The sequence below is a fragment of the Kitasatospora sp. NPDC127116 genome (assembly GCF_042677365.1).
Classification (GTDB): domain Bacteria; phylum Actinomycetota; class Actinomycetes; order Streptomycetales; family Streptomycetaceae; genus Kitasatospora; species Kitasatospora lactacystinica.
Window position 1 is genome coordinate 58,261 of sequence record NZ_JBHXTL010000009.1, and the last position, 25,114, is coordinate 83,374.

General features: G+C 73.4%; 27 protein-coding genes and 1 riboswitch. Of the genes, 9 read left to right on the forward strand and 18 right to left on the reverse strand.

Annotation, left to right across the window (positions count from 1 at the left end; translation table 11 throughout):
• Positions 1–9: 9 nt before the first annotated feature.
• Positions 10–264, reverse strand: a complete 255-nt coding sequence (locus tag ACFVHV_RS05915; protein WP_049652328.1) for a hypothetical protein — start codon at positions 262–264, stop codon at positions 10–12.
• A gap of 107 nt (positions 265–371) precedes the next feature.
• Here ACFVHV_RS05915 and ACFVHV_RS05920 point away from each other — a divergent pair, with 107 nt between their 5' ends.
• Both ACFVHV_RS05920 and ACFVHV_RS05925 read left to right on the forward strand, forming a co-directional pair.
• Positions 372–776, forward strand: a complete 405-nt coding sequence (locus ACFVHV_RS05920) for a hypothetical protein (RefSeq protein WP_380349054.1) — start codon at positions 372–374, stop codon at positions 774–776.
• A gap of 97 nt (positions 777–873) precedes the next feature.
• Positions 874–2,511 carry a DNA repair helicase XPB gene (locus tag ACFVHV_RS05925; RefSeq protein WP_359905817.1) on the forward strand — a complete coding sequence of 546 codons (1,638 nt, stop codon included), beginning with the start codon at positions 874–876 and terminating at the stop codon, positions 2,509–2,511.
• 42 nt (positions 2,512–2,553) lie between these two features.
• Here the strand turns inward: ACFVHV_RS05925 and ACFVHV_RS05930 are convergent, their stop codons facing one another.
• Positions 2,554–2,715, reverse strand: a complete 162-nt coding sequence (locus tag ACFVHV_RS05930; RefSeq protein ID WP_359905820.1) for a hypothetical protein — start codon at positions 2,713–2,715, stop codon at positions 2,554–2,556.
• A gap of 358 nt (positions 2,716–3,073) precedes the next feature.
• Between ACFVHV_RS05930 and ACFVHV_RS05935 the strand changes: the two genes are divergently transcribed.
• Complete coding sequence (locus ACFVHV_RS05935; RefSeq protein ID WP_380349056.1) at positions 3,074–5,125, forward strand: HelD family protein; 2,052 nt, start codon at positions 3,074–3,076, stop codon at positions 5,123–5,125.
• Between the two features lie 169 nt (positions 5,126–5,294).
• Here ACFVHV_RS05935 and ACFVHV_RS05940 read toward each other — a convergent pair whose 3' ends face one another.
• The 3 genes from ACFVHV_RS05940 to ACFVHV_RS05950 all read right to left on the reverse strand — a co-directional run bounded on the left by ACFVHV_RS05940 (position 5,295) and on the right by ACFVHV_RS05950 (position 7,430).
• Entirely contained in the window at positions 5,295–5,981 is a 687-nt protein-coding gene (locus tag ACFVHV_RS05940; RefSeq protein WP_380349057.1) for a copper homeostasis protein CutC, read from the reverse strand.
• A gap of 88 nt (positions 5,982–6,069) precedes the next feature.
• On the reverse strand, positions 6,070–7,050 hold the full coding sequence (locus ACFVHV_RS05945; protein ID WP_380349058.1) for a hypothetical protein: 981 nt from the start codon (positions 7,048–7,050) through the stop codon (positions 6,070–6,072).
• Entirely contained in the window at positions 7,047–7,430 is a 384-nt protein-coding gene (locus ACFVHV_RS05950; RefSeq protein WP_380349060.1) for a PadR family transcriptional regulator, read from the reverse strand. The genes ACFVHV_RS05945 and ACFVHV_RS05950 overlap by 4 nt, the downstream gene beginning before the upstream one ends.
• 66 nt (positions 7,431–7,496) lie before the next feature.
• Between ACFVHV_RS05950 and ACFVHV_RS05955 the strand changes: the two genes are divergently transcribed.
• The gene (locus ACFVHV_RS05955) at positions 7,497–8,219 is read left to right on the forward strand and encodes a hypothetical protein (protein ID WP_359905834.1); all 723 of its coding nucleotides are present in this window, start codon (positions 7,497–7,499) and stop codon (positions 8,217–8,219) included.
• A 6-nt stretch (positions 8,220–8,225) separates the two neighbouring features.
• Here the strand turns inward: ACFVHV_RS05955 and ACFVHV_RS05960 are convergent, their stop codons facing one another.
• From ACFVHV_RS05960 to thrC, 6 genes are all read right to left on the reverse strand, one after another.
• A complete protein-coding gene (locus tag ACFVHV_RS05960) occupies positions 8,226–8,399 on the reverse strand; it encodes a hypothetical protein (RefSeq protein ID WP_380349061.1) in 174 nt (57 codons plus the stop codon).
• Positions 8,400–8,420: 21 nt separating this feature from the next.
• A complete protein-coding gene (locus ACFVHV_RS05965; RefSeq protein WP_359905840.1) occupies positions 8,421–8,777 on the reverse strand; it encodes a hypothetical protein in 357 nt (118 codons plus the stop codon).
• Between the two features lie 156 nt (positions 8,778–8,933).
• Entirely contained in the window at positions 8,934–10,556 is a 1,623-nt protein-coding gene (gene groL / locus ACFVHV_RS05970) for a chaperonin GroEL (RefSeq protein ID WP_359905842.1), read from the reverse strand.
• 321 nt (positions 10,557–10,877) lie between these two features.
• Positions 10,878–11,081: a cold-shock protein gene (locus ACFVHV_RS05975; protein WP_030289665.1), complete on the reverse strand. Its 204-nt coding sequence runs from the start codon at positions 11,079–11,081 to the stop codon at positions 10,878–10,880.
• A 537-nt stretch (positions 11,082–11,618) separates the two neighbouring features.
• Positions 11,619–11,897 carry a ubiquitin-like small modifier protein 1 gene (locus tag ACFVHV_RS05980; protein WP_359905845.1) on the reverse strand — a complete coding sequence of 93 codons (279 nt, stop codon included), beginning with the start codon at positions 11,895–11,897 and terminating at the stop codon, positions 11,619–11,621.
• A 35-nt stretch (positions 11,898–11,932) separates the two neighbouring features.
• Entirely contained in the window at positions 11,933–13,240 is a 1,308-nt protein-coding gene (gene thrC / locus ACFVHV_RS05985; RefSeq protein ID WP_359905848.1) for a threonine synthase, read from the reverse strand.
• Between the two features lie 16 nt (positions 13,241–13,256).
• Positions 13,257–13,393, reverse strand: a riboswitch (SAM riboswitch).
• A gap of 111 nt (positions 13,394–13,504) precedes the next feature.
• On the opposite strand from thrC, the gene ACFVHV_RS05990 reads away from it, so the two are divergent.
• The gene (locus ACFVHV_RS05990; RefSeq protein ID WP_359905851.1) at positions 13,505–14,542 is read left to right on the forward strand and encodes a glucosyl-3-phosphoglycerate synthase; all 1,038 of its coding nucleotides are present in this window, start codon (positions 13,505–13,507) and stop codon (positions 14,540–14,542) included.
• Positions 14,543–14,580: 38 nt separating this feature from the next.
• Positions 14,581–16,047 carry a trehalose-6-phosphate synthase gene (locus tag ACFVHV_RS05995; RefSeq protein ID WP_359905854.1) on the forward strand — a complete coding sequence of 489 codons (1,467 nt, stop codon included), beginning with the start codon at positions 14,581–14,583 and terminating at the stop codon, positions 16,045–16,047.
• On the opposite strand, the gene otsB is transcribed toward ACFVHV_RS05995, so the two are convergent.
• Complete coding sequence (gene otsB, locus ACFVHV_RS06000) at positions 16,034–16,858, reverse strand: trehalose-phosphatase (RefSeq protein ID WP_380349140.1); 825 nt, start codon at positions 16,856–16,858, stop codon at positions 16,034–16,036. The two genes, ACFVHV_RS05995 and otsB, sit on opposite strands and share 14 nt — an antisense overlap.
• A gap of 88 nt (positions 16,859–16,946) precedes the next feature.
• Positions 16,947–17,192, reverse strand: coding sequence for a DUF3263 domain-containing protein (locus tag ACFVHV_RS06005; RefSeq protein ID WP_380349064.1), 246 nt, complete (start codon positions 17,190–17,192; stop codon positions 16,947–16,949).
• A 93-nt stretch (positions 17,193–17,285) separates the two neighbouring features.
• Here ACFVHV_RS06005 and ACFVHV_RS06010 point away from each other — a divergent pair, with 93 nt between their 5' ends.
• Positions 17,286–17,636, forward strand: coding sequence for a cupin domain-containing protein (locus ACFVHV_RS06010; protein WP_359905862.1), 351 nt, complete (start codon positions 17,286–17,288; stop codon positions 17,634–17,636).
• A 55-nt stretch (positions 17,637–17,691) separates the two neighbouring features.
• Here the strand turns inward: ACFVHV_RS06010 and ACFVHV_RS06015 are convergent, their stop codons facing one another.
• Positions 17,692–18,972 carry an extracellular solute-binding protein gene (locus ACFVHV_RS06015; protein ID WP_359905865.1) on the reverse strand — a complete coding sequence of 427 codons (1,281 nt, stop codon included), beginning with the start codon at positions 18,970–18,972 and terminating at the stop codon, positions 17,692–17,694.
• Between the two features lie 337 nt (positions 18,973–19,309).
• On the opposite strand from ACFVHV_RS06015, the gene ACFVHV_RS06020 reads away from it, so the two are divergent.
• Positions 19,310–20,257, forward strand: coding sequence for an ROK family protein (locus ACFVHV_RS06020; RefSeq protein ID WP_359905868.1), 948 nt, complete (start codon positions 19,310–19,312; stop codon positions 20,255–20,257).
• A complete protein-coding gene (nagA, locus tag ACFVHV_RS06025; RefSeq protein WP_380349067.1) occupies positions 20,254–21,435 on the forward strand; it encodes an N-acetylglucosamine-6-phosphate deacetylase in 1,182 nt (393 codons plus the stop codon). Before ACFVHV_RS06020 ends, nagA begins: the two co-directional genes overlap by 4 nt.
• Before the next feature lie 90 nt (positions 21,436–21,525).
• Here nagA and ACFVHV_RS06030 read toward each other — a convergent pair whose 3' ends face one another.
• From ACFVHV_RS06030 to ACFVHV_RS06045, 4 genes are read right to left on the reverse strand one after another with little or no spacing between them, the layout of a single operon-like run.
• Positions 21,526–22,374 carry a ketose-bisphosphate aldolase gene (locus ACFVHV_RS06030; RefSeq protein WP_380349069.1) on the reverse strand — a complete coding sequence of 283 codons (849 nt, stop codon included), beginning with the start codon at positions 22,372–22,374 and terminating at the stop codon, positions 21,526–21,528.
• Positions 22,365–23,306 carry a 1-phosphofructokinase family hexose kinase gene (locus ACFVHV_RS06035; protein ID WP_380349071.1) on the reverse strand — a complete coding sequence of 314 codons (942 nt, stop codon included), beginning with the start codon at positions 23,304–23,306 and terminating at the stop codon, positions 22,365–22,367. Before ACFVHV_RS06035 ends, ACFVHV_RS06030 begins: the two co-directional genes overlap by 10 nt.
• On the reverse strand, positions 23,303–24,217 hold the full coding sequence (locus tag ACFVHV_RS06040) for an ROK family protein (protein ID WP_380349073.1): 915 nt from the start codon (positions 24,215–24,217) through the stop codon (positions 23,303–23,305). The genes ACFVHV_RS06035 and ACFVHV_RS06040 overlap by 4 nt, the downstream gene beginning before the upstream one ends.
• Positions 24,214–25,086, reverse strand: coding sequence for a sugar isomerase (locus tag ACFVHV_RS06045; protein ID WP_359915528.1), 873 nt, complete (start codon positions 25,084–25,086; stop codon positions 24,214–24,216). Before ACFVHV_RS06045 ends, ACFVHV_RS06040 begins: the two co-directional genes overlap by 4 nt.
• Between the last annotated feature and the right edge of the window lie 28 nt (positions 25,087–25,114).

The window sequence follows — 25,114 nt, forward strand, 5'->3', positions numbered from 1 at the left end:
TCCGGGGCCTCAGTGCCCCTGCTGCGCCTCCTTCATCTTGTCCTGGACGGCCTTGTCCGCCAGGCTGCCGATCTGCCCCTGCCCGACCGGCATCGAGCCCCCGGTGACGGTGTCCGCCAGCAGGAACCCGGGCGCCGCGAGCAGGCCGCCGGGCCCCTCGCCGATGCCCGCGAGGGCGTGGGCCGAACCGGCCGAGGAGGCGGTGGCCGCGAAGGCCGAGCCCATCAGGGCGAGGGCGGTGAGAACACGCTTCGACTTCTTCATGGCCAGCTCAACGAGCGAGTACGCACCGTGGTCACTCGAAGTAATTGACGGGCCGGTCCCATCGGCGTAGTCCGGAAGCAGGGGATTCCGACAAGGAGGCACCCACCATGCTCGGCGAATTGATCGGTGAGATCCAGGCCGAGGAGACCGGCCGACGCGTCCTCTCCGCCGGAGACGGGCACCCGGTCGTCGAGGTGTCCATCAAGGGCACCGGCAGCTACTACGGCACCGCCGTCAGCACCATCGCCACCTACGAATCCGAACTGCGCTCCGACGGCTGCCTGTTCGGCGAGGGCCAGGGCGTCGACATGACCGCCGACGGCCAGGGCGTCGGCTGGCACGGCAGCGGCATCGGCCACTTCACCGACGGCGGAGGCACCAGCTTCCGCGGCGCGATCTTCTTCTCCACCGCCTCGCCCGCCCTGGAGCGCCTCAACGGCGTCGTCGGCGTCTTCGAGTTCGAGACGGACGCCGGAGGCAAGATCACCGGCAAGTTCTACGAGTGGAAGTAGCCGCCAGGGAACCGGCCCGCCCACGCTCCCGGCGGAATGCGCGACACTGGAGGGTCTGCGTCAATCCACCCTGTCAGCCAGTGGAGGGCTTCCCCGCGTGAACGACGGACCGCTCATCGTCCAGAGCGACAAAACTCTTCTCCTGGAGATCGATCACCCCAAGGCCGGCGACTGCCGTCGCGCCATCGCGCCGTTCGCCGAGCTGGAGCGGGCGCCCGAGCACGTGCACACGTACCGGGTGACGCCGCTCGGCCTGTGGAACGCGCGGGCGGCCGGGCACGACGCCGAGCAGGTGGTGGACGCCCTGGTGACGTACTCGCGCTACCCGGTGCCGCACGCGCTGCTGGTGGACGTGGCGGACACCATGGGCCGGTACGGCCGCCTCCAGTTGCTCAAGCACCCGACCCACGGGCTGGTGCTCACCACCACCGACCGGCCGGTGCTGGAGGAGGTGCTGCGCTCGAAGAAGATCGTCCCGCTGGTCGGCGCCCGGGTCGACCCCGACACCGTGGTGGTGCACCCCTCCGAGCGCGGGCAGATCAAGCAGGTGCTGCTCAAACTCGGCTGGCCCGCCGAGGACTTCGCCGGCTACGTGGACGGCGAAGCGCACCCGATCGACCTGGACGAGGACGGCTGGCAGCTGCGCCCGTACCAGGCGCAGGCCGTCGAGGGCTTCTGGCACGGCGGCTCGGGCGTGGTCGTGCTGCCCTGCGGCGCCGGCAAGACGCTGGTCGGCGCGGCCGCGATGGCGCACGCCAAGTCGACCACGCTGATCCTGGTCACCAACACCGTCTCGGCCCGCCAGTGGAAGCACGAGCTGGTCAAGCGCACCTCGCTCACCGAGGACGAGATCGGCGAGTACAGCGGGACGAAGAAGGAGATCCGCCCGGTCACCATCGCCACCTACCAGGTGATGACGACCAAGCGGAAGGGCGTCTACGCCCACCTGGAGCTGTTCGACGCCCGCAACTGGGGCCTGGTCGTCTACGACGAGGTGCACCTGCTGCCCGCGCCGGTGTTCAAGTTCACCGCCGACCTCCAGGCCCGCCGCCGGCTCGGCCTGACCGCCACGCTGGTGCGCGAGGACGGCCGCGAGGGCGACGTGTTCAGCCTGATCGGCCCCAAGCGCTTCGACGCGCCGTGGAAGGAGATCGAGGCCCAGGGCTACATCGCGCCCGCCAACTGCTGCGAGGTGCGGGTCACCCTGACCGACTCCGAGCGGCTCGCCTACGCGACCGCCGAGCCGGAGGAGCGCTACCGCTTCTGCGCCACCACGGCGACCAAGCGGCGGGTGGTGGAGGCGCTGGTCAGGAAGCACGAGAAGGACCAGACGCTGATCATCGGCCAGTACATCGACCAGCTGGACGAGCTCGGCGAGGCCCTGGACGCCCCGGTGATCAAGGGCGAGACCAGCAACGCCCAGCGCGAGAAGCTCTTCGACGCCTTCCGGAACAAGGAGATCGGCGTCCTCGTGGTCTCCAAGGTCGCGAACTTCTCGATCGACCTGCCCGAGGCCACCGTGGCCATCCAGGTCTCCGGGACCTTCGGCTCCCGCCAGGAGGAGGCCCAGCGCCTCGGCCGGGTGCTGCGCCCGAAGGCGGACGGCCACGCGGCGCACTTCTACTCGGTGGTCGCCCGCGACACCGTGGACCAGGACTTCGCCGCCCACCGGCAGCGCTTCCTGGCCGAGCAGGGCTACGCGTACCGGATCATCGACGCGGACGACGTGCTGTAGGACGGCTGTCCGGCACCGGTTCCGTACCGGTCACCGTCGCGTTCAGTACCGGACACCGTCGCGCCCGAGGAAGATCACGCGCGCGGCGGTGTCCAGGGCGATGCCGACGTTGCGCACGACGGTGCTCAGCGGATTGCGGTGACGCCCGGAGACGGCGGTGGCGCCGGCCGGGCCGGATCGGGGGATGCGGTTCGTGGTGCTCATGTCTTCAACGGTAGGCACCCGGACGGCCGACGGCATCACTCCAAAGGCCGTATCCGCAGGTGCACGGGTCGTCCTGCCGGTGTACGGCGGCCCCCGACGCCCCGCAGGGAGGAACCCCGAGACACCGCGGGGAGGAACCCCCAGACGCCGCAGGGGCCCGCCCCGGGAGCCGCCGGGCTGGAACCGCCGGGCGGACGGGTCTAGGATCGTCCGTCTGCCCCCTCCCGAACCGTGGTACCTGCTGAAGTCCCGCAGGCAGCCGGGGGAGGTGCCGACCGCACGGCAACCGGTCGGCGTGCCCACCGTGAGCTCCTACGATCCGCTGCGCCCGCCACCGGGGCAGCCGGGAAGGTTCGCTGTGCCCGCCACCCCCATCACCGACCCCCTCCAGCGCGAACGCGACCACCTGGCCGCGTCCCGGGCCGCGCTGCGCGCCATGCGCGAGGACGTCGAGTCGCTCGACATCCGCGACGTGACCGGCACCTGGGTCACCGCCCTCGTGCTCCAGAACCAGATCGAGGCCAGGATCGCCGCACTGGCCGACCTCTCGCACACCCCGCTGTTCTTCGGCCGCCTCGACTACCTCCACGCGATCAGCGAGGAACTGAGCGAGGGCGGAGGCGGGGAGAACTTCTACATCGGCCGCCGGCACGTCCACGACGCCGACGGCGACCCGATGGTGATCGACTGGCGCGCGCCGGTCTCCCAGCCGTTCTACCGGGCCAGCCGCACCGCGCCGATGGACGTCGAGCGCCGTCGCCGCTTCGGCTACACCGGCGGCGAGCTCACCGCCTACGAGGACGAGCACCTCAGCGATCCGGCCGAGGACGACACCGCCTCCGCCCTGCTGGCCGCCGAGATCGAGAAGCCCCGCGTCGGCCCGATGCGCGACATCGTCGCCACCATCCAGCCGGAGCAGGACGAGATCGTCCGCTCCGACATCACGGGCACCATCTGCGTCCAGGGGGCGCCCGGCACCGGGAAGACCGCCGTCGGCCTGCACCGCGTCGCCTACCTGCTGTACGCGCACCGCGAGCGCCTCGCCCGCACCGGCACCCTGGTGATCGGGCCGAACAACGCCTTCCTGTCCTACATCGAGCAGGTGCTCCCGGCCCTCGGCGAGCTGGACGTCGCCCAGGCCACCGTGCAGCAGCTGGTCGGGCACGTCGAGGTGAGGGGCGAGGACGACCCGCGGGCGGCCCGGCTGAAGGGCGACGCCCGGATGGCCGAGGTGCTGCGCCGGGCGGTGCGCTCGGGCATCACCCTGCCCACCGAGCCCTGCGTGGTGGTCCGCGGTTCCCGCCGCTGGCGCGTGCCGGTGTACGAACTGGCCGAGATCATCGAGGAGTTGAAGGGCCGTGAGGTCCGTTACGGCGCGGCGCGGGACGCCCTCCCGCAGCGCATCGCGCACGCCGTGCTGCTGAAGATGGAGCAGGGCGGCGAGGCCCCGGACGACCGGGTGCAGGACGCGGTGGCCCGCAACAGCGCCGTCAAGGCGGTGGTCAAGGAGTGCTGGCCGGCCGTGGATCCGGCGAAGGTCGTCCTGCGGCTGCTCTGCGAGCCGGAGTTCCTGGCCGCGTGCGCCGAGGGCGTGCTGACGCCGGAGGAGCAGCAGGCGGTGCTCCGGCCCAAGCCCGACCGCTCGGTGCGGACCGCCCGCTGGACGGCGGCCGACGCCGTCCTGGTGGACGAGGCGACCGACCTGGTGCAGCGCACCCCCTCGCTGGGGCACGTGGTGCTGGACGAGGCCCAGGACCTCTCCCCGATGCAGTACCGCGCGGTGGGCCGGCGCTGCACCACCGGCTCGGCGACCGTCCTCGGCGACCTCGCCCAGGGCACCACCCCGTGGGCGACGGCGAGCTGGCCGGAGGCGCTGCGCCACCTGGGCAAGCCGGAGGCGCACATCGAGGAGCTGACCAAGGGCTTCCGGGTGCCGGAGGAGGTCATCGCGTACGCCTCCCGGCTGCTCCCGGCGATCGCCCCCGGCCTGGCCCCGGCCTCCTCGGTCCGCGAGGCCCCGGGCTCGCTGACGATCCGCCGGGTCGCCGACGAGGACACCACGGAGGCGGTCCTGGCGGCCTGCCGGGAGGCGCTGGGGCACGAGGGCTCGACCGGCCTGATCGCGGCCGACGCCCGCATCCCGCGGCTCGCCGAGGCGCTGACCGCCGCGGGCCTGCCGCACCTCTCCCCCGGCGCCGAGACCAGCGCGGAGGCCCGGCTCACCCTCGTCCCGGCCTCGCTGGCCAAGGGCCTGGAGTACGACTACGTGGTGCTGGACGAGCCGGCCGCGGTGATCGCCGGGGAGCCGGACGAGCGGACCGGCCTGCGGCGGCTGTACGTGGCGCTGACCCGTGCCGTCTCCGGGCTGACGGTGCTGCACGGCGAGCCGCTGCCGGAGCAGTTGCGGTAGCGCGCGAGAGGGCCGGTCCGGGGACCGGCCCTCTCGCCCGGTGGCCGCCCTCGGCCGCCCGCGGCCAGCCACCGCGGGCGCTCGGCACGGGCTCCCGACGCGGCACTCGGCACGGGCTCTCAGCGCGGCGCTCGGCACGGGCGCGCGGTACGGCGCCCGCCGCGGGCGCTCAGGCGTCGATCAGCGCCCGCCACTCGGCGACCTTGGCCGCGTCCACCGGCGTCCGCCAGCCGTCGACCCGCACCGCGCCGCCGACGTGGAAGGCGTCGAAGCCCTCCGCCCGCAGCTCCTTCAGGTGTTCGGCCCGCAGGCCGCCGCCGATCAGGATCCGCTGCCGGTAGCCGGGCTCGCCGGCCCGGGCCAGCTCGGCCGACAGCACCTCGCGCCCGGCGTCCACCCCGGCGGCCGCGCCGGAGGTGAGGAAGGTGTCCAGGCCGGGCAGCCCGCCGACGGCGGCCCGCAGGGCGGCCCGGTCGGCGCTGTGGTCGATGGCCCGGTGGAAGGTCCAGCGGCAGCCGGCGATCGCCCCGGCGACGGCCGTGGTGGCGGCCAGGTCGACGGCGCCGTCGGCGTCGAGGAAGCCGAGGACGAACTCCTCGGCCCCCTCGGCCCGCAGCGCGGCGGCCCGGGCGCACAGCCCGTCCACGTCGCCGGGGGCGAAGCCGTCCCGGATCCGCAGCATGACCCGCAGCGGGATGCGGACGGCGGCCCGGATCCGGCCGAAGTCCTCGACGGACGGGGTGAGCCCGTCGGCGGCCATGTCGGTGACCAGTTCGAGCCGGTCGGCGCCGCCCGACTCGGCGGCCTGGGCGTCCTGGGGCGTCAGCGCGATGACTTCGAAAATTGGTCTAGACATATTCGACAGCCTGCCACATCCGTCCGCCCCCGGAAACTCCGAGGAGGCCGTTCCGGTCACCCGGAAACGGCCTCCCCGCTCCTCCCGGTCAGGCCGGCCCCTGGACCGCCCCGACCGCCTCCCGCCGCCCGAACCGGTGCACCGCGACCGCCACCAGCAGCAGCACGGCCACCGTCGGCGCCGCCACCGGGAGCAGGTGCGACACCCCGCGGGACTCGCGCCAGATGTTGAACAGGCAGCCGGGGCCGGTCAGCACCAGCACCGCCGCCCCCGCCGCCGCCGGCGCCATCCGCCCGCGCAGCCCGGCGAGGGTCAGCAGCAGCGGCACGATCAGCATCACCACGACCCACCCCAGGTCCAGCGGGAAGTTGGTGTCGTCCCAGTTCTGGGCCGCCTCCAGCAGTGCGCCCACCGCCACCGAGGCCAGCACCAGGCCGCCCGTGCGCCAGGTCGGCCGGGGCAGCAGGTCGGTCGGCGCCGCGACCAGCAGCAGCGCGGCCCCGACGAACGGCAGCGTGGCCATCCCGATGTAGCCGCTCCACCACAGGTCGAATCCGGGGTACAGCGCGGCGTCCGCCAGGTCGTGCCACACGGCACCCCCCAGCTCGTACAGCGCCGACGCGCCCAGGATCAGCGCGCTGCCCCGCACCGCCGCCCACCGTCCCAGGAGGGCCGCCACCACCAGCAGCGCGGCGGCCACCGGCGGGCAGAACATCGCGAACCGGGTCCCGAACGAGTCGTCCCAGGCGAACCGGTTGGCGACCCGGTCCGCCGTGGTCAGCCAGGCCGCCAGCGCCGCCCCGGCCACCGCCCCGGCGAGCATCGGCGCGAGCAGCGCCAGCAGCCGCCCGGCCGGCGAGGCCCCGGTCAGTCCGAGCCGCACCCGCAGCCCGTACACCGCCAGGCCGAGGACCTCCCGGGCGACCGCCAGCCGGCCGCCGGCCGCGGTCGTGTCGGCGAACACCTCGGCCAGTTCCTCGCCGCGCTCGCGGCGGTACCGCTCCGGGTAGAGCTGGAGCGCGGCCCGCAGCACCGCCGAGGGCGCCGCGCCGATCGCCGGCGTGCTCATGAGAGGCCTCCCCCCGCCGCGGGCCGCCCCTGCGACCCGGCCTTGCCCGGCAGCATCGACCGGATCCTGCTGAGCCGGCGCTCGGCCTCGGTGGCCACCGCCCGCAGCCGCTCCGCCTCGGCGGCCAGCGCGTCCCGGCCGGCCCCGGTCAGCGCGTAGCTGCGCCGGGCGCGGCCGTCCACCACCTCCTCGGCGGCGACCTCGATCAGGCCCTGGCCCAGCAGCCGGTCGAGCGCCCCGTAGAGCGTGCCGGTGCGCATCCTGACCCGGCCGTCGGAGATCGCGGCGATCTCCTGGATGAGCGCGTAGCCGTGCCGCGGGGCATCGGCCAGCGCGGTGAGCAGCAGCAGCGTGGGCTCCTGCATGGAGCGTTCAGTCATACGACTACATATATCGTCAACCTACCTATAGGTCCAGCGCCCGGCCGGGCCGCCACAATGGTCGCCATGCCGACCACCGAGCACGACCCGTCCGCCGCCGCGCACCGGCAGTCCGCCGGGCACCGACCGTCCACCCCCGGGCACCGGCCGCTCGGCGAAGGCCCGCTCACCGAAGGCCTGCTCGCCGCCTGGACCGCGCTGCTGACCCGCTGCGGGGCCGCCGTCGAGCCCGAACCGTACGGCCGGGAGCTGCTGCGCCGCTGGTCGGAGCCGCAGCGCCGCTACCACACCGTCACCCACCTGCACGCCGTGCTGGAACACGTCGACGAGCTGGCCGGGCACGCCGACGACCCGGAGGCCGTCCGGCTCGCGGCCTGGTTCCACGACGCCGTCTACCGCCCCGACCGCACCGAGAACGAGGAGCGCAGCGCCGCCCTGGCCGTCCGCGCGCTGACCGCCGCCGGACTGCCCGCCGAGCGGGTCGCCGAGGTCGAGCGCCTCGTGCTGCTCACCGTCGGCCACGACCCGGCGCCCGGCGACCGCAACGGCGAGGTGCTCTGCGACGCGGACCTCGCCGTCCTCGGCGGCAGCCCCGAGGCGTACGCGGCGTACGCGGCCGCCGTCCGCGAGGAGTACGGCTTCGTCCCCGCGCCGGACTTCTCGGCCGGCCGGGCCGCCGTCCTGCGCCATCTGCTCGCCCTGCCCGCGCTCTACCGCACCCCCGCCGCCCGCGAGCGCTTCACGGCCGCCGCGCGGACCAATCTGACGGCCGAACTCGGCGCCCTCTGACGCCCGTCAGCCCCGCCGCGCGAGCACCCGGTCCGCGGCGGCCATCCCCGCCGGCACCGCGGGCAGGCGACCCACCACGGCCCACCACGCGTCCTGGCCGGCCCCCGACAGCTCCACCGCGGCCCACCAGAGCCCGAGCCCGCAGCACCCGCCCACCGCACCCCACACCCAGCGCCTCATGCCGCCACCGTACGCACGGGTCTACGCGAGCTTCCCCACGGGTGCCACCACCGCGCCCTGCTTGCCGCACACCCAGTGCGGGTCCGGCCCCAGCTCGGGCTCCACGCCGAGGGCGTGCGGGTCCCCGTCGGCCGCGCAGTCGGCGCACAGCGGCCAGCGCCCGTACGCCTCCAGCAGCGCGTCCTGGACGTCCTGGGCGACCAGCCCGAGCACGTACTCGGTGCCGTCCGGCCACTGCTCCAGCCACCAGCGGCGGTGCGTCACGGCCTGTTCCACCAGCGAGACGACGGCGGCGTCCGCCACGTCCCGCGCGGTGAGGTCGGCCAGGATCAGTGCCCGCGCGTTGTGCAGGGCGGTCTCGATGTCGTCAGCAGCCATCCGTCCATTCTCCGTCGACACGTCCGGAACGCCGAAACGCCCGGAACACCCGGAACGCCCGGAACACCCGGACCGCCGAAACGCCGTGTGGGCGGCCCCCCGAAGGGAACCGCCCACACGGACGAGGTCCAACCGATCCGATCGAAGCGATCAGGATCAGAAGTCCATGTCACCGCCCGGCATGCCGCCGCCGGCGGCCGCGGCGGCCTTCTCCGGCTTGTCGGCGATGACGGCCTCGGTGGTGAGGAACAGCGCCGCGATGGAGGCGGCGTTCTGCAGCGCGGAGCGGGTGACCTTGGCCGGGTCGATGATGCCCTCGGCGATCAGGTCGACGTAGGTGTTGGTGGCCGCGTTCAGGCCGTGACCGGCGGGGAGGTTGCGCACCTTCTCCACCACGACGCCACCCTCCAGGCCGGCGTTGGTCGCGATCTGCTTGATCGGGGCCTCCAGCGCGACCTTGACGATGTTGGCACCGGTGGCCTCGTCGCCGTCCAGCTCCAGCTTGTCGAAGGCGACACCGGCCTGCAGCAGGGCGACGCCACCACCGGCGACGATGCCCTCCTCGACGGCGGCCTTGGCGTTGCGGACGGCGTCCTCGATGCGGTGCTTGCGCTCCTTGAGCTCCACCTCGGTGGCCGCGCCGGCCTTGATGACGGCCACGCCGCCGGCCAGCTTGGCGAGGCGCTCCTGGAGCTTCTCGCGGTCGTAGTCCGAGTCGCTGTTCTCGATCTCGGCGCGGATCTGGTTGACGCGGCCCGCGACCTGCTCGCTGTCGCCGCCACCGTCGACGATGGTGGTCTCGTCCTTGGTGATGACCACCTTGCGGGCGGTGCCCAGCAGGTCGATGCCGGCGTTCTCCAGCTTGAGGCCGACCTCCTCGGAGATGACGGTGCCACCGGTGAGGATGGCGATGTCGCCGAGCATGGCCTTGCGGCGGTCACCGAAGCCCGGGGCCTTGACGGCGACGGACTTGAAGGTGCCACGGATCTTGTTCACGACCAGGGTCGACAGGGCCTCGCCCTCGACGTCCTCGGCGATGATGACCAGCGGCTTGCCGCTCTGCATGACCTTCTCCAGCAGCGGGAGCAGGTCCTTGACCGAGCCGATCTTGGAGTTGGCGATGAGGATGTACGGGTCCTCGAACGTCGCCTCCATGCGCTCCAGGTCGGTGGCGAAGTAGGCGGAGATGTAGCCCTTGTCGAAGCGCATGCCCTCGGTGAGCTCGAGCTCCAGACCGAAGGTGTTGCTCTCCTCGACGGTGATGACGCCTTCCTTGCCGACCTTGTCCATGGCCTCGGCGATGAGCTCGCCGATCTGGGTGTCGGCGGCCGAGATGGAGGCGGTGGAGGCGATCTGCTCCTTGGTCTCCACATCCTTGGCCTGGGCCAGCAGCTGGTCCGAGACGGCGGCGACGGCCTTCTCGATGCCGCGCTTCAGGGCCATCGGGTTGGCGCCGGCGGCGACGTTGCGCAGACCCTCGCGAACCAGGGCCTGGGCGAGCACGGTGGCGGTGGTGGTGCCGTCACCCGCGACGTCGTCCGTCTTCTTGGCGACCTCCTTGACGAGCTCCGCACCGATCTTCTCGTACGGGTCCTCGAGCTCGATCTCCTTGGCGATGGAGACACCGTCGTTGGTGATCGTGGGGGCGCCCCACTTCTTCTCCAGCACGACGTTGCGGCCCTTGGGGCCGAGCGTGACCTTCACCGCGTCGGCGAGCTGGTTCATGCCACGCTCAAGGCCGCGGCGAGCTTCCTCATCAAAGGCGATGATCTTGGCCATCAGAAGTGGTCCTCCGGGACACGGTCGACTGCTCGGACCAAGGGGTGCCCGCGACGGACGGCCCTGGTGCGCGGAGGTCCATTCCCTCCGCTCCCGGGGGCCTCACCGACCCGGTCCGCTGTCACTCTCACACTGTGAGTGCTAACGCCAATGATTAGCACTCCGGGTGGGCGAGTGCAAGCCCAATCGGCAATCCGCGAGCCGCCGCCGGGGCCGCCCGGGAACGCCGACGGGCCCGTGCGACACGAGTCGCACGGGCCCGTCGAGAAGCGAGAGGTCACCAGCCGCAGGGCCGCGCCGAGCTCCTGGGGTCGGAAGGGGTCAGACCGCGGCGCGGACCATGTCCGCCTGCGGGCCCTTCTGTCCCTGAGAGATCTCGAACTCGACCCGCTGGCCCTCCTCGAGGGTGCGGTAGCCGTCCATCTGGATCGCGCTGTAGTGGACGAAGACGTCCGCACCACCGTCGACCGCGATGAAGCCGTAGCCCTTCTCCGCGTTGAACCACTTGACGGTGCCCTGAGCCATTCCGAACTCCCCTAGTGCTGTGCTGGCCCTTCACGCGCCCGCAGGTCGCGGGCCCGGGTTGGTTGAAGGCCGGCCCGGGGAACCCCCCCTGGGCGCAGCCGTGCACGCCGCAACCCTCCGTGCAGGACGCCAGGCGGCTTCCGGCGAGCGGGTGATTGCGTCGACCGCCGCTGAATGTATCCGGATCGACGCCCTCTGCAACAGGGCCAGCCACCGGTAATTCCGCCTCGATGTCAAGGGACAGGACGGGCCGAATCGGAATAATCTCGGCATTTCACGCCGGACATAGCGGACGAATTACTCAAATGTCCGCGGGAATTCTGACATCCGCCTGACATGTTTCACGGGCCGGTCCCGCCGGCCGGACGCCCCCGGGCCGAGCACTGCGGGGGCCGAAAGGGAAACCCTGTTCCCAACCGAGCCACACTCTACTCCGACTCGACCGGGAAATATTCCGGCCGGAATGCCAGCGGTCGCCCGCGCATACGGGAAACGGAATTCCGTACGCGCGGGCGACCGCGGGTTGGTCGCGAAGGCTCAGCAGCCGCCGGCCACCGCCGGGATGATCGAGATGCCGGCGCCGTCCTCGATCTCGGTCGCCAGGCCCTCGGCGAAACGCACGTCGTCGTCGTTCACGTAGACGTTCACGAAGCGGCGCAGCTTGCCGGTGTCGTCCAGGATGCGGGCCGAGATGCCCGGGTGGTTCTTCTCCAGGTCGGCGACGACCTCGGCCAGGGTGGCACCCTCGGCGGTCACCACGGCGGCACCGTCGGTGTAGGTGCGGAGGATGGTGGGAATGCGGACGTTGGCGCTCATGACTCTCCTTGCGGGGGCGGGGCCGATCGGGTGGTTCAGGCGGACGCGAGGCCGGCGGCGCGGAACGAGTCCAGCGTCGGGCGGATGACGGCGGTCATCCCGGCGTCGGAGACGGCGTCCAGGGTCTTCAGGCCGTCGCCGGTGTTGATCGCGACGGTCTCCTTGGCCGGATCCAGCTGCCCGGTCTCGACCAGCTTCTTCAGCACGCCGACGGTCACCCCGCCCGCGGTCTCGGCGAAGATGCCCTCGGTCCGCGCCAGCAGCCGGATCGCCGCCACGACCTCGGCGTCCGTGACGTCCTCCACCGCGCCACCGGTGCGGCGGGCGATGTCCAGCACGTACGGGCCGTCGGCCGGGTTGCCGATCGCCAGCGACTTGGCGATGGTGTCCGGCTTGACCGGCTTGATCACGTCCCGGCCGGCCTTGAACGCGGCCGACACCGGCGAGCAGCCCTCGGCCTGGGCACCGAAGATCCGGTACGGCCGGTCCTCGACCAGGCCGAGCCTGATCAGCTCCTGGAGGCCCTTGTCGATCTTCGTCAGCTGCGAGCCCGAGGCGATCGGGATCACGATCTGCTCCGGCAGCCGCCAACCGAGCTGCTCGCAGATCTCGTACGCCAGCGTCTTGGAACCCTCGCCGTAGTACGGCCGCAGGTTCACGTTGACGAAGCCCCAGCCCTCGCCGGCCGAATCGCCGATCAGCTCCGAGCAGAAGCGGTTCACGTCGTCGTAGTTGCCCTCGATGCCGACCAGCTCGCCGCCGTACACCCCGGCCATGACGACCTTGCCCTGCTCCAGGTCGTGCGGGATGAACACGCAGGACCGGAACCCGGCCCGGGCCGCCGCCGCCCCCACCGCGCCGGCCAGGTTGCCGGTGGAGGAGCAGGACAGCGTGGTGTACCCGAACGCCCGGGCCGCCTCGATCGCGCAGGCGACCACCCGGTCCTTGAACGAGTGCGTCGGGTTCCCGGAGTCGTCCTTGACGTGCAGCTGGGCGGTGAAACCGAGCTCCCGGCCCAGGTTGTCCGCCTTCACCAGCGGGGTCCACCCCGGGTTCAGATTGGGCTTCGACGCCACGTCGGCCGGAACCGGCAGCAGCGGCGCGTACCGCCAGATGGACGCCGGACCGGCCTCGATCCGCTTGCGCAGCTCCTCGGCGCCCTCGCTGCCGAACTCGTAGGCGATCTCCAGCGGGCCGAAGCACTCCAGGCAGGCGAAGCTGGGGCCGAGCGGGAAGCGGGTGCCGCACTCGCGACAGGACAGCGCGGCGGCGGGGCCGAGGTCGACGGGCGGGGGTCCCCCCGGCCGAAGGCTGGGGGAGGGTGCGGCGGTGTCGATAGCCATGATGGCGAGGCCTCTCTCCTCATCTTCCCCGTGGCACGGTCGCGCCACAGGCCGGAATTGGCACCTGTCCCGCCGGGGCCTGTCGACAGACAGCCGCGCGGGAAGGTTGCCGGGACGTCAACGGGCCGTTCCCTCAGTCCCTCTGGATGAGCTTGTGAAATTGTGGTGATGCTCAACGGCGACCCCGGCGTGCAAAGGTCCGACCGCTGTACGAAGACTGTATCCGAAGGCGTCAATCCTGAACGGGTCCGTCCGCCACGCGAGATGACCCGTCCCACCGACCCCGCCGAGGAGACCTCCGTGCCCGCCGAACCGATTCCCGAGCTCCTCCCGCAGGCGGCGTCCTGGCTGCGCCGCCGCTCCTGGAGCGCGGCCGACCGGCCGGTCCGCACCCTCCTCGCCGCCAAGGAACGCACCGGCCGCACCGTCAGCGTGGTCCTCCCCGCCCTGGACGAGGAGGCCACCGTCGGCGACATCGTCCGCACCATCCGCCGCGAGCTGATGGAACGCCTCCCGCTCGTCGACGAACTCGTCGTCGTCGACTCGGGCTCCACCGACGCCACCGCCGCCGTCGCCGCCGAGGCCGGCGCCCGGGTCGAGCACCGCGACGCCGTCCTGCCCCGGCTGCCCGCCGTCCCCGGCAAGGGCGAGGTGCTCTGGCGCTCGCTGCTGGTCACCCGCGGCGACATCGTCTGCTTCGTCGACGCCGACCTGCGCGAATTCGACCCGTCCCTCGTCTCCGGCATCCTCGGCCCGCTGCTGACCGACGAGTCCATCCAGCTGGTCAAGGCCATGTACGACCGCCCGCTGGAATCCGAGGGCGCCGTCCTGCCCGCCGGCGGCGGCCGGGTCACCGAACTCGTCGCCCGGCCCCTGCTCAACCTCCACTGGCCGGAACTCGCCGGTTTCGTCCAGCCCCTCGGCGGCGAGTACGCGGCCCGCCGCTCACTGCTCGAACGGCTGCCCTTCCCCACCGGCTACGGCGTCGAACTCGGCCTGCTGGTCGACGCCCTGGAACTGGCCGGCCTGGACGCCCTGGCCCAGGTGGACGTCGGCGTCCGGCACCACCGCCACCAGGACGGCCAGGCCCTCGGCCGGATGGCCGCCACCATCTACCGGACCGCCCTGGAACGCCTCGACCGCACCCACCGCCTCAAGGCCTCCGCCGACCTCGTCCACCCCCAGCTCACCCAGTTCACCCGCGACCCGGAAACCCGCGCCTTCACCGCCCACACCCACCCGGTGACCGCCCTGGAACGCCCCCCGATGCACACCGTCCCCGAATACGCGACCCGTCATTGAGGGGTTTGCCGCCCCGAACCCCCGGCAACATCCCAACCATGGGCGATCTCACGACCAACCGTTCGAGCGCGACCGGCACCGCCCCCGTCCTGGTTGCCTCCAACCGGGGACCGGTGTCCTTCAGCACCGCCGACGACGGCACGCTGACCCTGCGCCGCGGCGGCGGCGGACTGGTCTCCGGCCTCTCCGCCATCGCGGACCCGAACGCCGTCTGGGTCTGCGCCGCCCTCAACGACGCCGACCGCAGAGCCGCCGCCGAGGCGCCGCGGGGCCGCCTCGACCTGGCCGGCCACGAGGTCGGCGGCCAGGCCGTACGGATGCTGGACATCGACCCGCAGACCTTCGCCCGCGCCTACAACGGCGTCGCCAACTCCACCCTGTGGTTCGTCCACCACCTGCTCTACGCGACCCCCACGGCACCCGCCTTCGACGCCGGCTTCCGCACCGAGTGGGCCGCCTACCGGGCGTACAACGAGGCCTTCGCCGAGGCCCTGGCCGCCGAGGCCGCCCCGAACGCCGCGGTCCTCGTCCAGGACTACCACCTCTCCCTGGTCCCGGCCCTGCTCCGGGCGGCCCGCCCCGACCTGCGGATCGGCCACTTCTCGCACACCCCCTGGGCCCCGCCCGAGTACTACCGGATGCTGCCCGACGACGTCGCCCGGGCCGTCCTCACCGGCATCCTGGGCGCCGACCGGGCCGGCTTCCTGACCGAACGCTGGGCCCGCGCCTTCGCCGCCTGCTGCGAGGACCTCCTGGACGCGACCGTCGACCACGACGCGCTCACCGTCACCCTCGACGGCCGCACCACGGGCCTCGGCGTCCACGCCCTCGGCGCCGACGCCGGCTTCCTGCGCGAACGCGCCCACCGCCCCGACGTCGACGAACGCCTCGCCGCCCTCCGCCGGACCGTCGGCGACCGCCGCACCATCGTCCGGGTCGACCGCACCGAGCTGAGCAAGAACATCGTCCGCGGCCTCCAGGCCTACCGGCACCTGCTCCGCACCCGCCCCGAGTGGCACGACCGGGTGGTGCACATCGCCTTCGCCTACCCCTCCCGCACCGACCTGGCCGAGTACCGCGACTACACGGCCACCGTCCAGCGCCTCGCCGACGAGATCAACGCCGAATTCGCCACCCCCGCCTGGCAGCCGCTGCTCCTCCACGTCGACGACGACTTCCCGCGCTCGCTCGCCGCCTACCGCCTGGCCGACGTCGCCCTGGTCAACCCCATCCGCGACGGCATGAACCTGGTCGCCAAGGAGGTCCCGGTGGTCTCCGACAACGGCTGCGCCCTCGTCCTCTCCCGCGAGGCCGGCGCCCACGCCGAACTCAAGGACGACGCCCTCACCGTCAACCCCTACGACGTCATCGCCACCGCCGACGCCCTCCACGCCGCTCTCACCATGGACCCGAAGGAGCGCGCCGACCGCACCGGCCGCCTGGCCGCGGCGGCCACCGCGCTCCCCCCGCAGCAGTGGTTCCTGGACCAGCTCAACGCCCTGTGAGCGCCTCCCCGAGAGCCCCCAGCAGCTCCACCACCCCCTCCGGCCCGGCGACCACCAGATCCGCCCGGTCGGCCAGCTCCCGCACCGGCGCGTCCCCCACCGCACCGGCGCACACCAGCACCCCGGCCACGCCCTCGCCCCGCAGCTTCTCCACCGCGGCGAAGGCCGCCACGTCCCCCAGGTCGTCCCCCGCGTAGAGCACCGCACGGGCCCCCCGCTCCCGCAGGAACCCGGTCAGCGCCGCCCCCTTGTCCACCCCCGGCGGCCGCAGCTCCAGCACCAGCCGCCCGGGCTCCACCACCAGCCCGTGCTCGGCCGCCAGGTCCCCCACCGGCGCCCGCAGCAGCTGCAGCGCCTCCTCGGGCGCCGCCGTCCGCCGGGTGTGCACGGCCACCGACCGCCCCTTGTCCTCCACCCACGTCCCCTCGGGCGCCCCGACCCGCTCCAGCACCACCGGCAGCACGTCCCGCACCCGCGCCACCCCCGGATGCGCCTCCGGCGCCGAGAGCTTCCCGTCCTCCCACCGCTCGGCCCCGTAGTGCCCCAGCACCACCACCCCCGGCAGCCCCGCGAACCCCCCGTACTCCACCGCCACCGCGGCCGGCCGGCCCGTCACCACCACCACGGCCCCCACCACCGAGCCCAGCCGCCGGAGAGCTCCCACCACCCCCGGATGCGCCCGCGCCCGCCCCGGATCCGCCACGATCGGCGCCAAGGTCCCGTCGAAGTCCAACCCGATCACGGCGTCCCCGGGCGCCGCCAGGACGGCCCGCACCCCGTCCCGGCCGGCCTCGGTCCCCGGCACGAACATCTCTTCAAAACCCATACCGAAGCCCCTACCCCGGACCGCCCCCTCCGCACCCACCCGGCGCCCGGCCGTCCTCCCTGGAGCCGTCCCGTCACCGGGCCCCCCGCCGGGCCTCGCGAATCCGCCGCAACCGATTCACCAGCACCGGCGCGTGCGCCAACGCCGCCTCCCGGTCCAGCAGAGCGTTCAGCACCTGGTAGTACCGCGTCGAGGAGAGCCCCAGCTCCTCCCGGATCGCCCGCTCCTTGGCCCCCGCCGTACGCCACTGCCGCCCTTCCAGCGCCAGCACCGCCCGCTCCCGCTCACTCAGCCCACCCGGTTCGCCCACCGGAACCACCTCCGTCCACCGCTACGGAGTGTCATTCTCGCGCGCAACCCCGACACACCCTGCTCGCCCCACCGCTCCCCGCGCCCGGCTACCGTCACCCCCATGACCACGCCCAGCTTCGCCCTGCACGTCCCCACCGCCGACCTCGACCCCGACCCGCTGGACCCGTCCCAGGTCGTCTCCGGTTCCCCCGAGGTCACCGGCAAGGTGCTGTCCGAGTCGGCCGACGGCCGCCACCTGCGCGGTCTCTGGCAGATCACCCCCGGTGTGGTCACCGACGTGGAGGCGGACGAGATGTTCGTGGTGCTCAGCGGCCGGGCCACCATCGAGATCGAGGGCGGCCCGACCCTGGAGGTCGGCCCCGGCGACTGCGCGGTCCTGCGCGAGGGCGACCGCACCACCTGGACGGTCCACGAGACCCTCCGCAAGGCCTACGCCATCACGCTCCCCTGAAGCAGCACCCCCAGCGGGGCCGGGGCGGGTCCCGGCCCCGCCCCGGTCCCCGGTCCTACTTGCGGACCTTGGCCGCTTCCTTCACCGCCGCGTCCTGCAGTCCCCCGAGCACCTGCTTGGGATCGCCGGTGACGGCCTGCCCGATCCCCGCCTTGATCCCGTTGCTGACCTCGCCCCAGGCCGGGTCGCCGAACGGGTAGAAGCTCGCGTTGGCCAGCCCGACCGCGAACTGCTTGAGGTCCTCGTGCTTGGGGTCCGACGACATCTGGGCGAAGGCGTCCTGGGTGACCGGCAGGAGGTTGTACTGCTCGTCGAACTTCAGCTGGTTGTCCTTGCCGTAGACGAAGGACAGGAACTTCTTGATCTCGTTCTTGTGCCCGTTCGCCTTGAACGCCATCATCCAGTCGGCGACCCCGAGGCTCCCGGTCCGCCCGACGCCGTCCTTCTTGGGGATCGGCGCCGTCCCGAAGTCGATCTTCCCGGCGGTCGCCATCCGCAGCAGCGTCGGGTGCCCGTTCAGCATCGCGACCTTCCCGGCGGCGAAGTCCTGGAACACCGGGGTGCGGTTCATCCTGCCCGGGTCCGGGTACGTCAGCCCGGTGCTCACCAGGTTGCTCTTCAGCCAGCCGAAGGTCGCCTGGTTCTGGGCGCTGTCGATGGTGTAGTTGCCGACGTCGTCGGAGATGCTGCCGCCGCCGCTCAGCGTCCACAGCATCGATTCGGCCGGCGCCTCCTCCGGCCCCAGCGGCAGCCCGTACGGGGTCACCCCCGGCACCTTGGCCTTGATCTTCTCCGCGTCCTGCCGCAGTTCGTTCCAGGTGGCGGGCGGCTGGGTGATCCCGGCCTGCCGGAACATCGCCTTGTTGTAGAAGAGCACCCGCGACGAGGAGACGAACGGGATGCCGTACTGCGTCCCGAGCACCTGCCCGGCGTGGGCGAAGGTGTCCAGGAACCTGGCCTGGGTGTCCACCGAGAGCACGTCGGAGGCCGGGTAGAGCCGGTCCGCCGCGACCTGGTCCGCGAAGCCGCCGGTCTGGAGCAGGTCCGGCGACTTGCCGGCCGCGATCATGTCCTCGACCTTCTTGCCGATCTCGGTCCAGCTGTCCACCTCGACGCTGACCTTGATCCCGGGGTTCGCGGCCTCGAAGTCCCTGGCGACGGTGTCCCAGTAGTGCTGGGAGCTCGTCTCGGGGCTCTCCCCGTAGTCGGCGGCGACCAGCCTGAGGGTGACCGGTCCGTCGTCCTGCCCGCCGCAGGCACTGACCGCGGTGAGGACCAGTGCTCCGGCCAGCGCACCGCCGAGCACACGGGTGGGAACGTGGACGCGCCTGTTCAACGCGGGTACCGCCTTCGGGGGGATGAACGTGGATGTACGTCGACCGGATCGGGGGAAATCCGGCGGGGGGAGGCGCAACACTGCCAAACCCGCCGACCACCGGTCCACACCACCGACCGGGGTCGCCCCGGTAGTTATCGAAGTGCGCGGAGTCATTGCACAATGCGCAACAAAACCCCCGCCCCCACCCCGCACATCCCGTTCGGCACCCGGCCCCGCCCCCGGGCGCAAAGCCCCGCACACCCCCGCAGCTGCGACAAAGCTCACCCAGTATGGACCAGACCAATCCGACAACTGGACTAGACCTCTTCTACCCGCCCAAGGGAAACTGTCCTCCGTGAAGCACGTCATCGCACTCGATGTAGGCGGCACCGGCATGAAGGCCGCGCTGCTCGCCCAGGACGGCTCCGTGCTGTTCGAAGCACGCCGACCGACCGGGCGGGAGCACGGCACGGACGCCGTCGTCGCCGCCATCCTCGACTTCGCCGCCGACCTGGCGGACGAGGGCCGCAGCCGCTTCGGCGTCGCCCCGCTCGCGGCCGGCGTCGCCGTCCCGGGCACGATCGACGAGAAGAACGGCATCGCGGTCTTCTCCGCCAACCTCGGCTGGCGCGACCTCCCGCTGCGCAAGCTCCTCGGCGAGCGCCTGGCCGGACCGGACGGCGGCCCGATGCCGGTGGCCCTCGGCCACGACGTGCGCTCCGGCGGCCTGGCCGAGGGCCGACTCGGAGCCGGCCGCGGCGTCGACCGCTTCCTGTTCATCGCCCTCGGCACCGGCATCGCCGGCGCGATCGGCATCGGCGACCGGATCGAGGCGGGCGCGCACGGCTACGGCGGCGAGATCGGCCACGTCGTGGTCCGCCCGGGCGGACCGCCGTGCGGCTGCGGCGCCCGCGGCTGCCTGGAGACACTGGCCTCCGCCTCCGCCGTCTCCCGCGCCTGGGCCGAGGCCAGCGGCGACCCCGACGCCGACGCGGCATCCTGCGCCGCCGCGGTGGACGCCGGGGACGACCGCGCCCTCGCGGTCTGGCAGCAGGCCGTCGACGCCCTCGCGGACGGCATCGTGCTGGCCCAGAGCCTGCTCGACCCGTCCACGGTGATCGTCGGCGGCGGGCTGGCCGAGGCCGGCGACACGCTCTTCACTCCGCTGCGCGCGGCCGTCACCGAGCGACTGACCTTCCAGATGCCCCCGAAGGTCGTACCCGCCATGCTCAAAGACACCGCCGCGTCCCTGGGCGCGGGCCTGCTCGCCTGGGATCTGCTCACAATGGAGGTGACCGCGTGACCACCGCGGACCGTGACCGCATCACCCTGGCCGGCGCCCGCCTGGTCCTGCCCGGCGGCGTCGTCGAGGGCGACCGCCTCGCCGTCGGGGGCGAGCGCATCGCCGGCCTCGGCGGCGACACCGAACCCGGCGACCTCGACCTGACCGGGTACACCGTCGTCCCCGGCTTCGTCGACCTGCACGTCCACGGCGGCGGCGGCGCCTCCTACGCCTCCGGCATCGCCGAGGAGGCGCTGCTGGCCGCCCGGACCCACCTGGAACACGGCACCACCACCACGATCGCCTCCACCGTCACCGGCGAGATCGACGAGGTCGCCCGCCAGGCGCACGTCCTCTCCGAACTCGTCGAGGACGGCGTCCTGGCCGGCATCCACTTCGAGGGCCCGTTCATCTCCCACAACCGCTGCGGCGCCCACCGCCCCGACCTGCTGCGCGACCCCGACCCCGCCCTGGTCCGCAAGCTCGTCGACGCCGCCCGCGGCCACGCCAGGATGGTCACCCTCGCCCCCGAACTGCCCGGCGGCCTGGACTCGGTACGGATGCTCACCGACCTCGGCGTGATCGCCGCCGTCGGCCACACCGACTCCGACTACGCCACCACCCTGGAGGCGATCGAGGCCGGCGCCACCGTCGCCACCCACCTGTTCAACGCCATGCCCGGCATCGCCCACCGCGCCCCCGGCCCGATCGTGGCCCTGCTGGAGGACGAGCGGGTCACCGTCGAACTGATCAACGACGGCGTGCACCTGCACCCCTCCGTCCTCGACCTCGCCTACGGCACCGCCGGCGCGAACCGGGTCGCCCTGATCACCGACGCGATGGGCGCCGCCGGCATGGGCGACGGCCTCTACCCGCTCGGCCCCCTCCAGGTCCAGGTCAAGGACGGCGTCGCCATGCTCCCGGACGGCAGCTCCATCGCCGGGTCCACGCTGACCCTCGACCGGGTGTTCCGAAGAGCCCTCACCGTCGGGAGGCTGACGCTCGGCCAGGCCGTGGAGTCGCTGTCCGCCACCCCGGCCCGGCTGCTCGGCCTGAGCGACTCCATCGGCTCGCTGGAGACCGGCAAGCTCGCCGACCTGGTCGTGGTCGACTCCGAGAGCTACGACCTGGTCGCCGTCATGCGCCGCGGCCGCTGGGTGCTCGGCGGCGAGGCGTTCCGCACCGTCGGACCCGCCTGAGCAACGACGCGGCCGCCCGTCCCCCTCGGGGGCGGGCGGCCGTCGCCGTGCTGTGGTGATCCCGGTCGGGCTGCGGGCGGTGGTGGCGGCTCAGGCCGCCGGTGCTGTCGCCTTGAGGACGCCGAGCAGGCGGGTGACCTCGGCGGCGACGGCCGCGCGGGCCGGCCCGAGGTAGCGGCGGGTGTCGACCAGCCGCGCGTCGTCGGCCAGGGCCCGGCGGACGGCGGTGCTGAACACCTGGTTGAGGTGGGTGGCGATGTTGACCTTGGTCATGCCGGCTTCCACGGCCGCGGTGAGGTCCCCGTCCGCCACACCCGAGGAGCCGTGCAGGACGAGCGGGACCGGCACCGCCCGGCGCAACCGTCCGATGAGCTCGAAGTCGAGCGCCGCGTCGCGGGTGAGCATCGCGTGCGAGGTGCCGACGGCCACCGCGAGCGCGTCCACGCCGGCGGCGGCGACGAACGCCGCGGCCTCGGCCGGATCGGTGCGCACACCCGGGGCGTGGACGCCGTCCTTGCCGCCGACCTCGCCGAGTTCGGCCTCCACCCAGACACCCGCGGCGTGGCACCGCCGCACCACCTCGGCGGTGGCCCGCACGTTCTCCTCGTACGGCAGCACCGAGGCGTCGAACATCACCGAGGTGAAGCCCAACTCCACGGCACGGTGGACGAGTTCCACGGAGGTGGCGTGGTCCAGATGGACCGCGACCGGCACCCGCGCGGCCCGGGCGACGGCCAGGGTGGCGGCGCCGATCGGATCGAGGGCGCCGTGGTAGCGCACGGCGTTCTCGCTGATCTGCAGGATCACCGGCGCACCGGCGGCCTCGGCCCCGGCGACGATCGCCTGGGCGTGTTCCAGCTGGATGACGTTGAACGCGCCGACGCCGCACGCGGCTTCGGCAGCGGCGGCGGCGATCGCGCCGGTTCCGCTCAGGGGCATGGGTCGAACTCCTCGGTTGCGAAGGGACGGACGTCCACGCGGGACCGCAGGGCCTGGTGGAGGGCGGGGTCGAAGTCGCCGGCCAGCGGTGCGGCGACGGCGGCCGCGGACAGTGCCACGGCCTCGGCCAGCCGGTCGGGCCAGGGCGTTCCGCCGACCAGGCCGAGGGTGAGCGCGGCGACGGCGGCGTCGCCGGCGCCGGTGGGGTTGCCGGCCAGCCGCTCGGGCGAGCGGGCGCGCCAACCGCCCTGCGCGGTGACGGCGACGAGGCCGTCGGCGCCGAGCGAGGCGACCACCGCACCGGCGCCCGCGGCCCGCAGCCCGCGGGCTGCGGCCACCGGATCGGTCAGGCCGGTGGCGGCGGCGAGTTCGTCCGCGTTCGGCTTGATCAGGGCCGGTCCGGCCGCCAGCGCCGTGCTGAGCGCCGCCCCGTCGGCGTCGAGCACCGCCGGGACGCCGTGTGCGTGCGCGAGCCGGAGCAGGTGGGAGTAGGCGTCCTCGGGCACGCCGCGCGGCAGGCTGCCGGAGAGGACCGCCGCCGCGGCGCGCGGCAGCAGGGTGTCGAGGTGGTCGAGGAACCGCGCCCATTCCTCGGCGCTCACCACCGGGCCGGGTTCGAGCAGGATCGTGGTGTCCCCGAGGTCCTCCTCGACCACGGCCACCGTCCGCCGGGACTCGCCCGCGATCGACAGCATGCGGTCGGCCAGGCCGGCGGACGCCAGTTCGGCGCGGATCGCCCGGCCGGTGAGGCCGCCGGTCAGGCCGGTGACCACGGTCGGGTGGCCGAGGGCGTGCAGGATCCTGGCGACGTTGACGCCTTTGCCGCCCGCGCGCTGGGCCACCGCCCGGACCCGGTTGCTGCCGTGCGGGCGCATCCGGTCCAGGTGGTGGGTGATGTCCAGGGCGGCGTTCAGGGTGACGGTGAGGATCACGCGGCCGCTCCCTCGCCCAGGAGGTCCCGCGCGAGCAGTCCGGCACCGAAACAGCCCGCCTCGTGGCCGAGTTCGGCGGGTACGAGCTCCGGCATCGTCTGGAAGGAGAGCCGCGCCGCCACCGCCGCCCGCAGTGGCGCGAAGTACGGCTCGCCCGCTCGGGCGAGGCCGCCGCCGATCACGATCCGCTCGGGGTCGAGCAGCGTGATCGCGCTCGCCAGGCCGTCGGCGAGTGCGTCGACGGCCTCCCTCCAGACGGCGGAGGCCGCGCGGTCCCCGGTCGCGGCGCGGTGGCCGACCTGCTCGGCGGTGACGCCCGCCTCCCCGGTGGCGGCGGTGTAGCGGCGGGCGACGGCGGCCGCCGAGGCGAGGGTCTCCACGCAACCGCGACGGCCGCAGGCGCACGGCTCGCCGCCGGGGCGCACCACCAGGTGGCCCAGCTCGCCGGCGCGGGTGTGGGTGCCGGTGAGCGGCCTCCCGTCGACCATCAGCGCGGCGGCGATCCCGGTGCCGACGGGTACGAAGAGGAAGTTGCGGCTGCCGCGGCCGGCGCCGGCCCTGGCCTCGGCGACGCCCCCGGCCCGCACGTCGTGCCCGAACGCGACGGGGATGCCCAGGTGTTCGGACAGCCAGTGCCGGACGGGCAGGTCCCGCCAGCCGAGGTTGGCGGCCAGCACCGCGGTGCCGGCCGCCTCGTCGACGATGCCGGGCACGGCGATCCCCGCGGCGGCCGGGCGGAAGCGTCCGGCGAGTTCGGCGGCGCAGTCGAGGACGGTTTCGAGGACGGCCTCCGGCCCGCGTTCGGCGCGGGTGAACCAGCGCTCGGTGTGGCAGAGGCGGCCGTCCGGGGCCACGGCCGCGCCCTTGATGTAGGTTCCGCCGACGTCGAGGGCGATCGCCGTCGCGGTCACGGCCGGGTGAGCACGATGGAGCGGGTGAGGTTGCGCGGCTGGTCGGGGTCCAGTCCGCGGCCCTTGGCCAGTTCGACGGCGAGCCGCTGGGCGCGGATCAGGTCGGCCATCGGGTCCAGCGCGCTCACCGACAGCACGGCGCCGGTCGGCTCGACCTGGTCGACCAGTCCGGTCGGCGGCTCGCCGAAGAACCACACCACGCTGTTCGGGCCGGTGACGCTGATCGGGCCGTGCCGGTACTCCATGGCCGGGTAGGACTCGGTCCACGACCCGGAGGCCTCGCGCAGCTTGAGGGCCGCCTCGTGGGCCAGGCCGACCGTCCAGCCGGTCCCGAGGAAGGTGAACTGGCCCGCCTCGGTGGCCCGTTCGGGCAGCGGGGCGGCCAGCGCCCGCTCGGCGTGGGCGGCCAGGTCGGCGGGGGCGAGGCCGAGGTGGCCGCGCAGCAGCGCCAGCGCGGTGGTGGCGAAGCGGGTCTGCACCACCGACTTCTCGTCGGCGAACTCCAGGTCGACCACGGTGCCGGCGGCCGTGCCGATCGGGGTGGCGAGGTCGCCGGTGAGTGCGACGGTAGGCGTCCCGCCGCAGCGCTCCAGCGCGGCGAGCACCTCGGTCGTGGTTCCCGAGCGGGTGATGGCGACGACGCGGTCGTAGCCACGGGCCGCCGGGAACTCGGAGGCCGCGAAGGCGTCGGTCTCACCGAGGCCGGCGCCCTCGCGAAGGCCCGCGTACGCCTGCGCGATGTAGAGCGAGGTGCCGCAGCCGATCACGGCCACCCGCTCGCCGCGCTCGGGCAGCCCGGCGGGCTCCAGTTCCAGTGCCTTGCGCCAGCACTCCGGCTGACTGGCGATCTCCCGCTCGACGTGACTCATCTGGCTCTCCTCGCTGGGGGCACCGGTG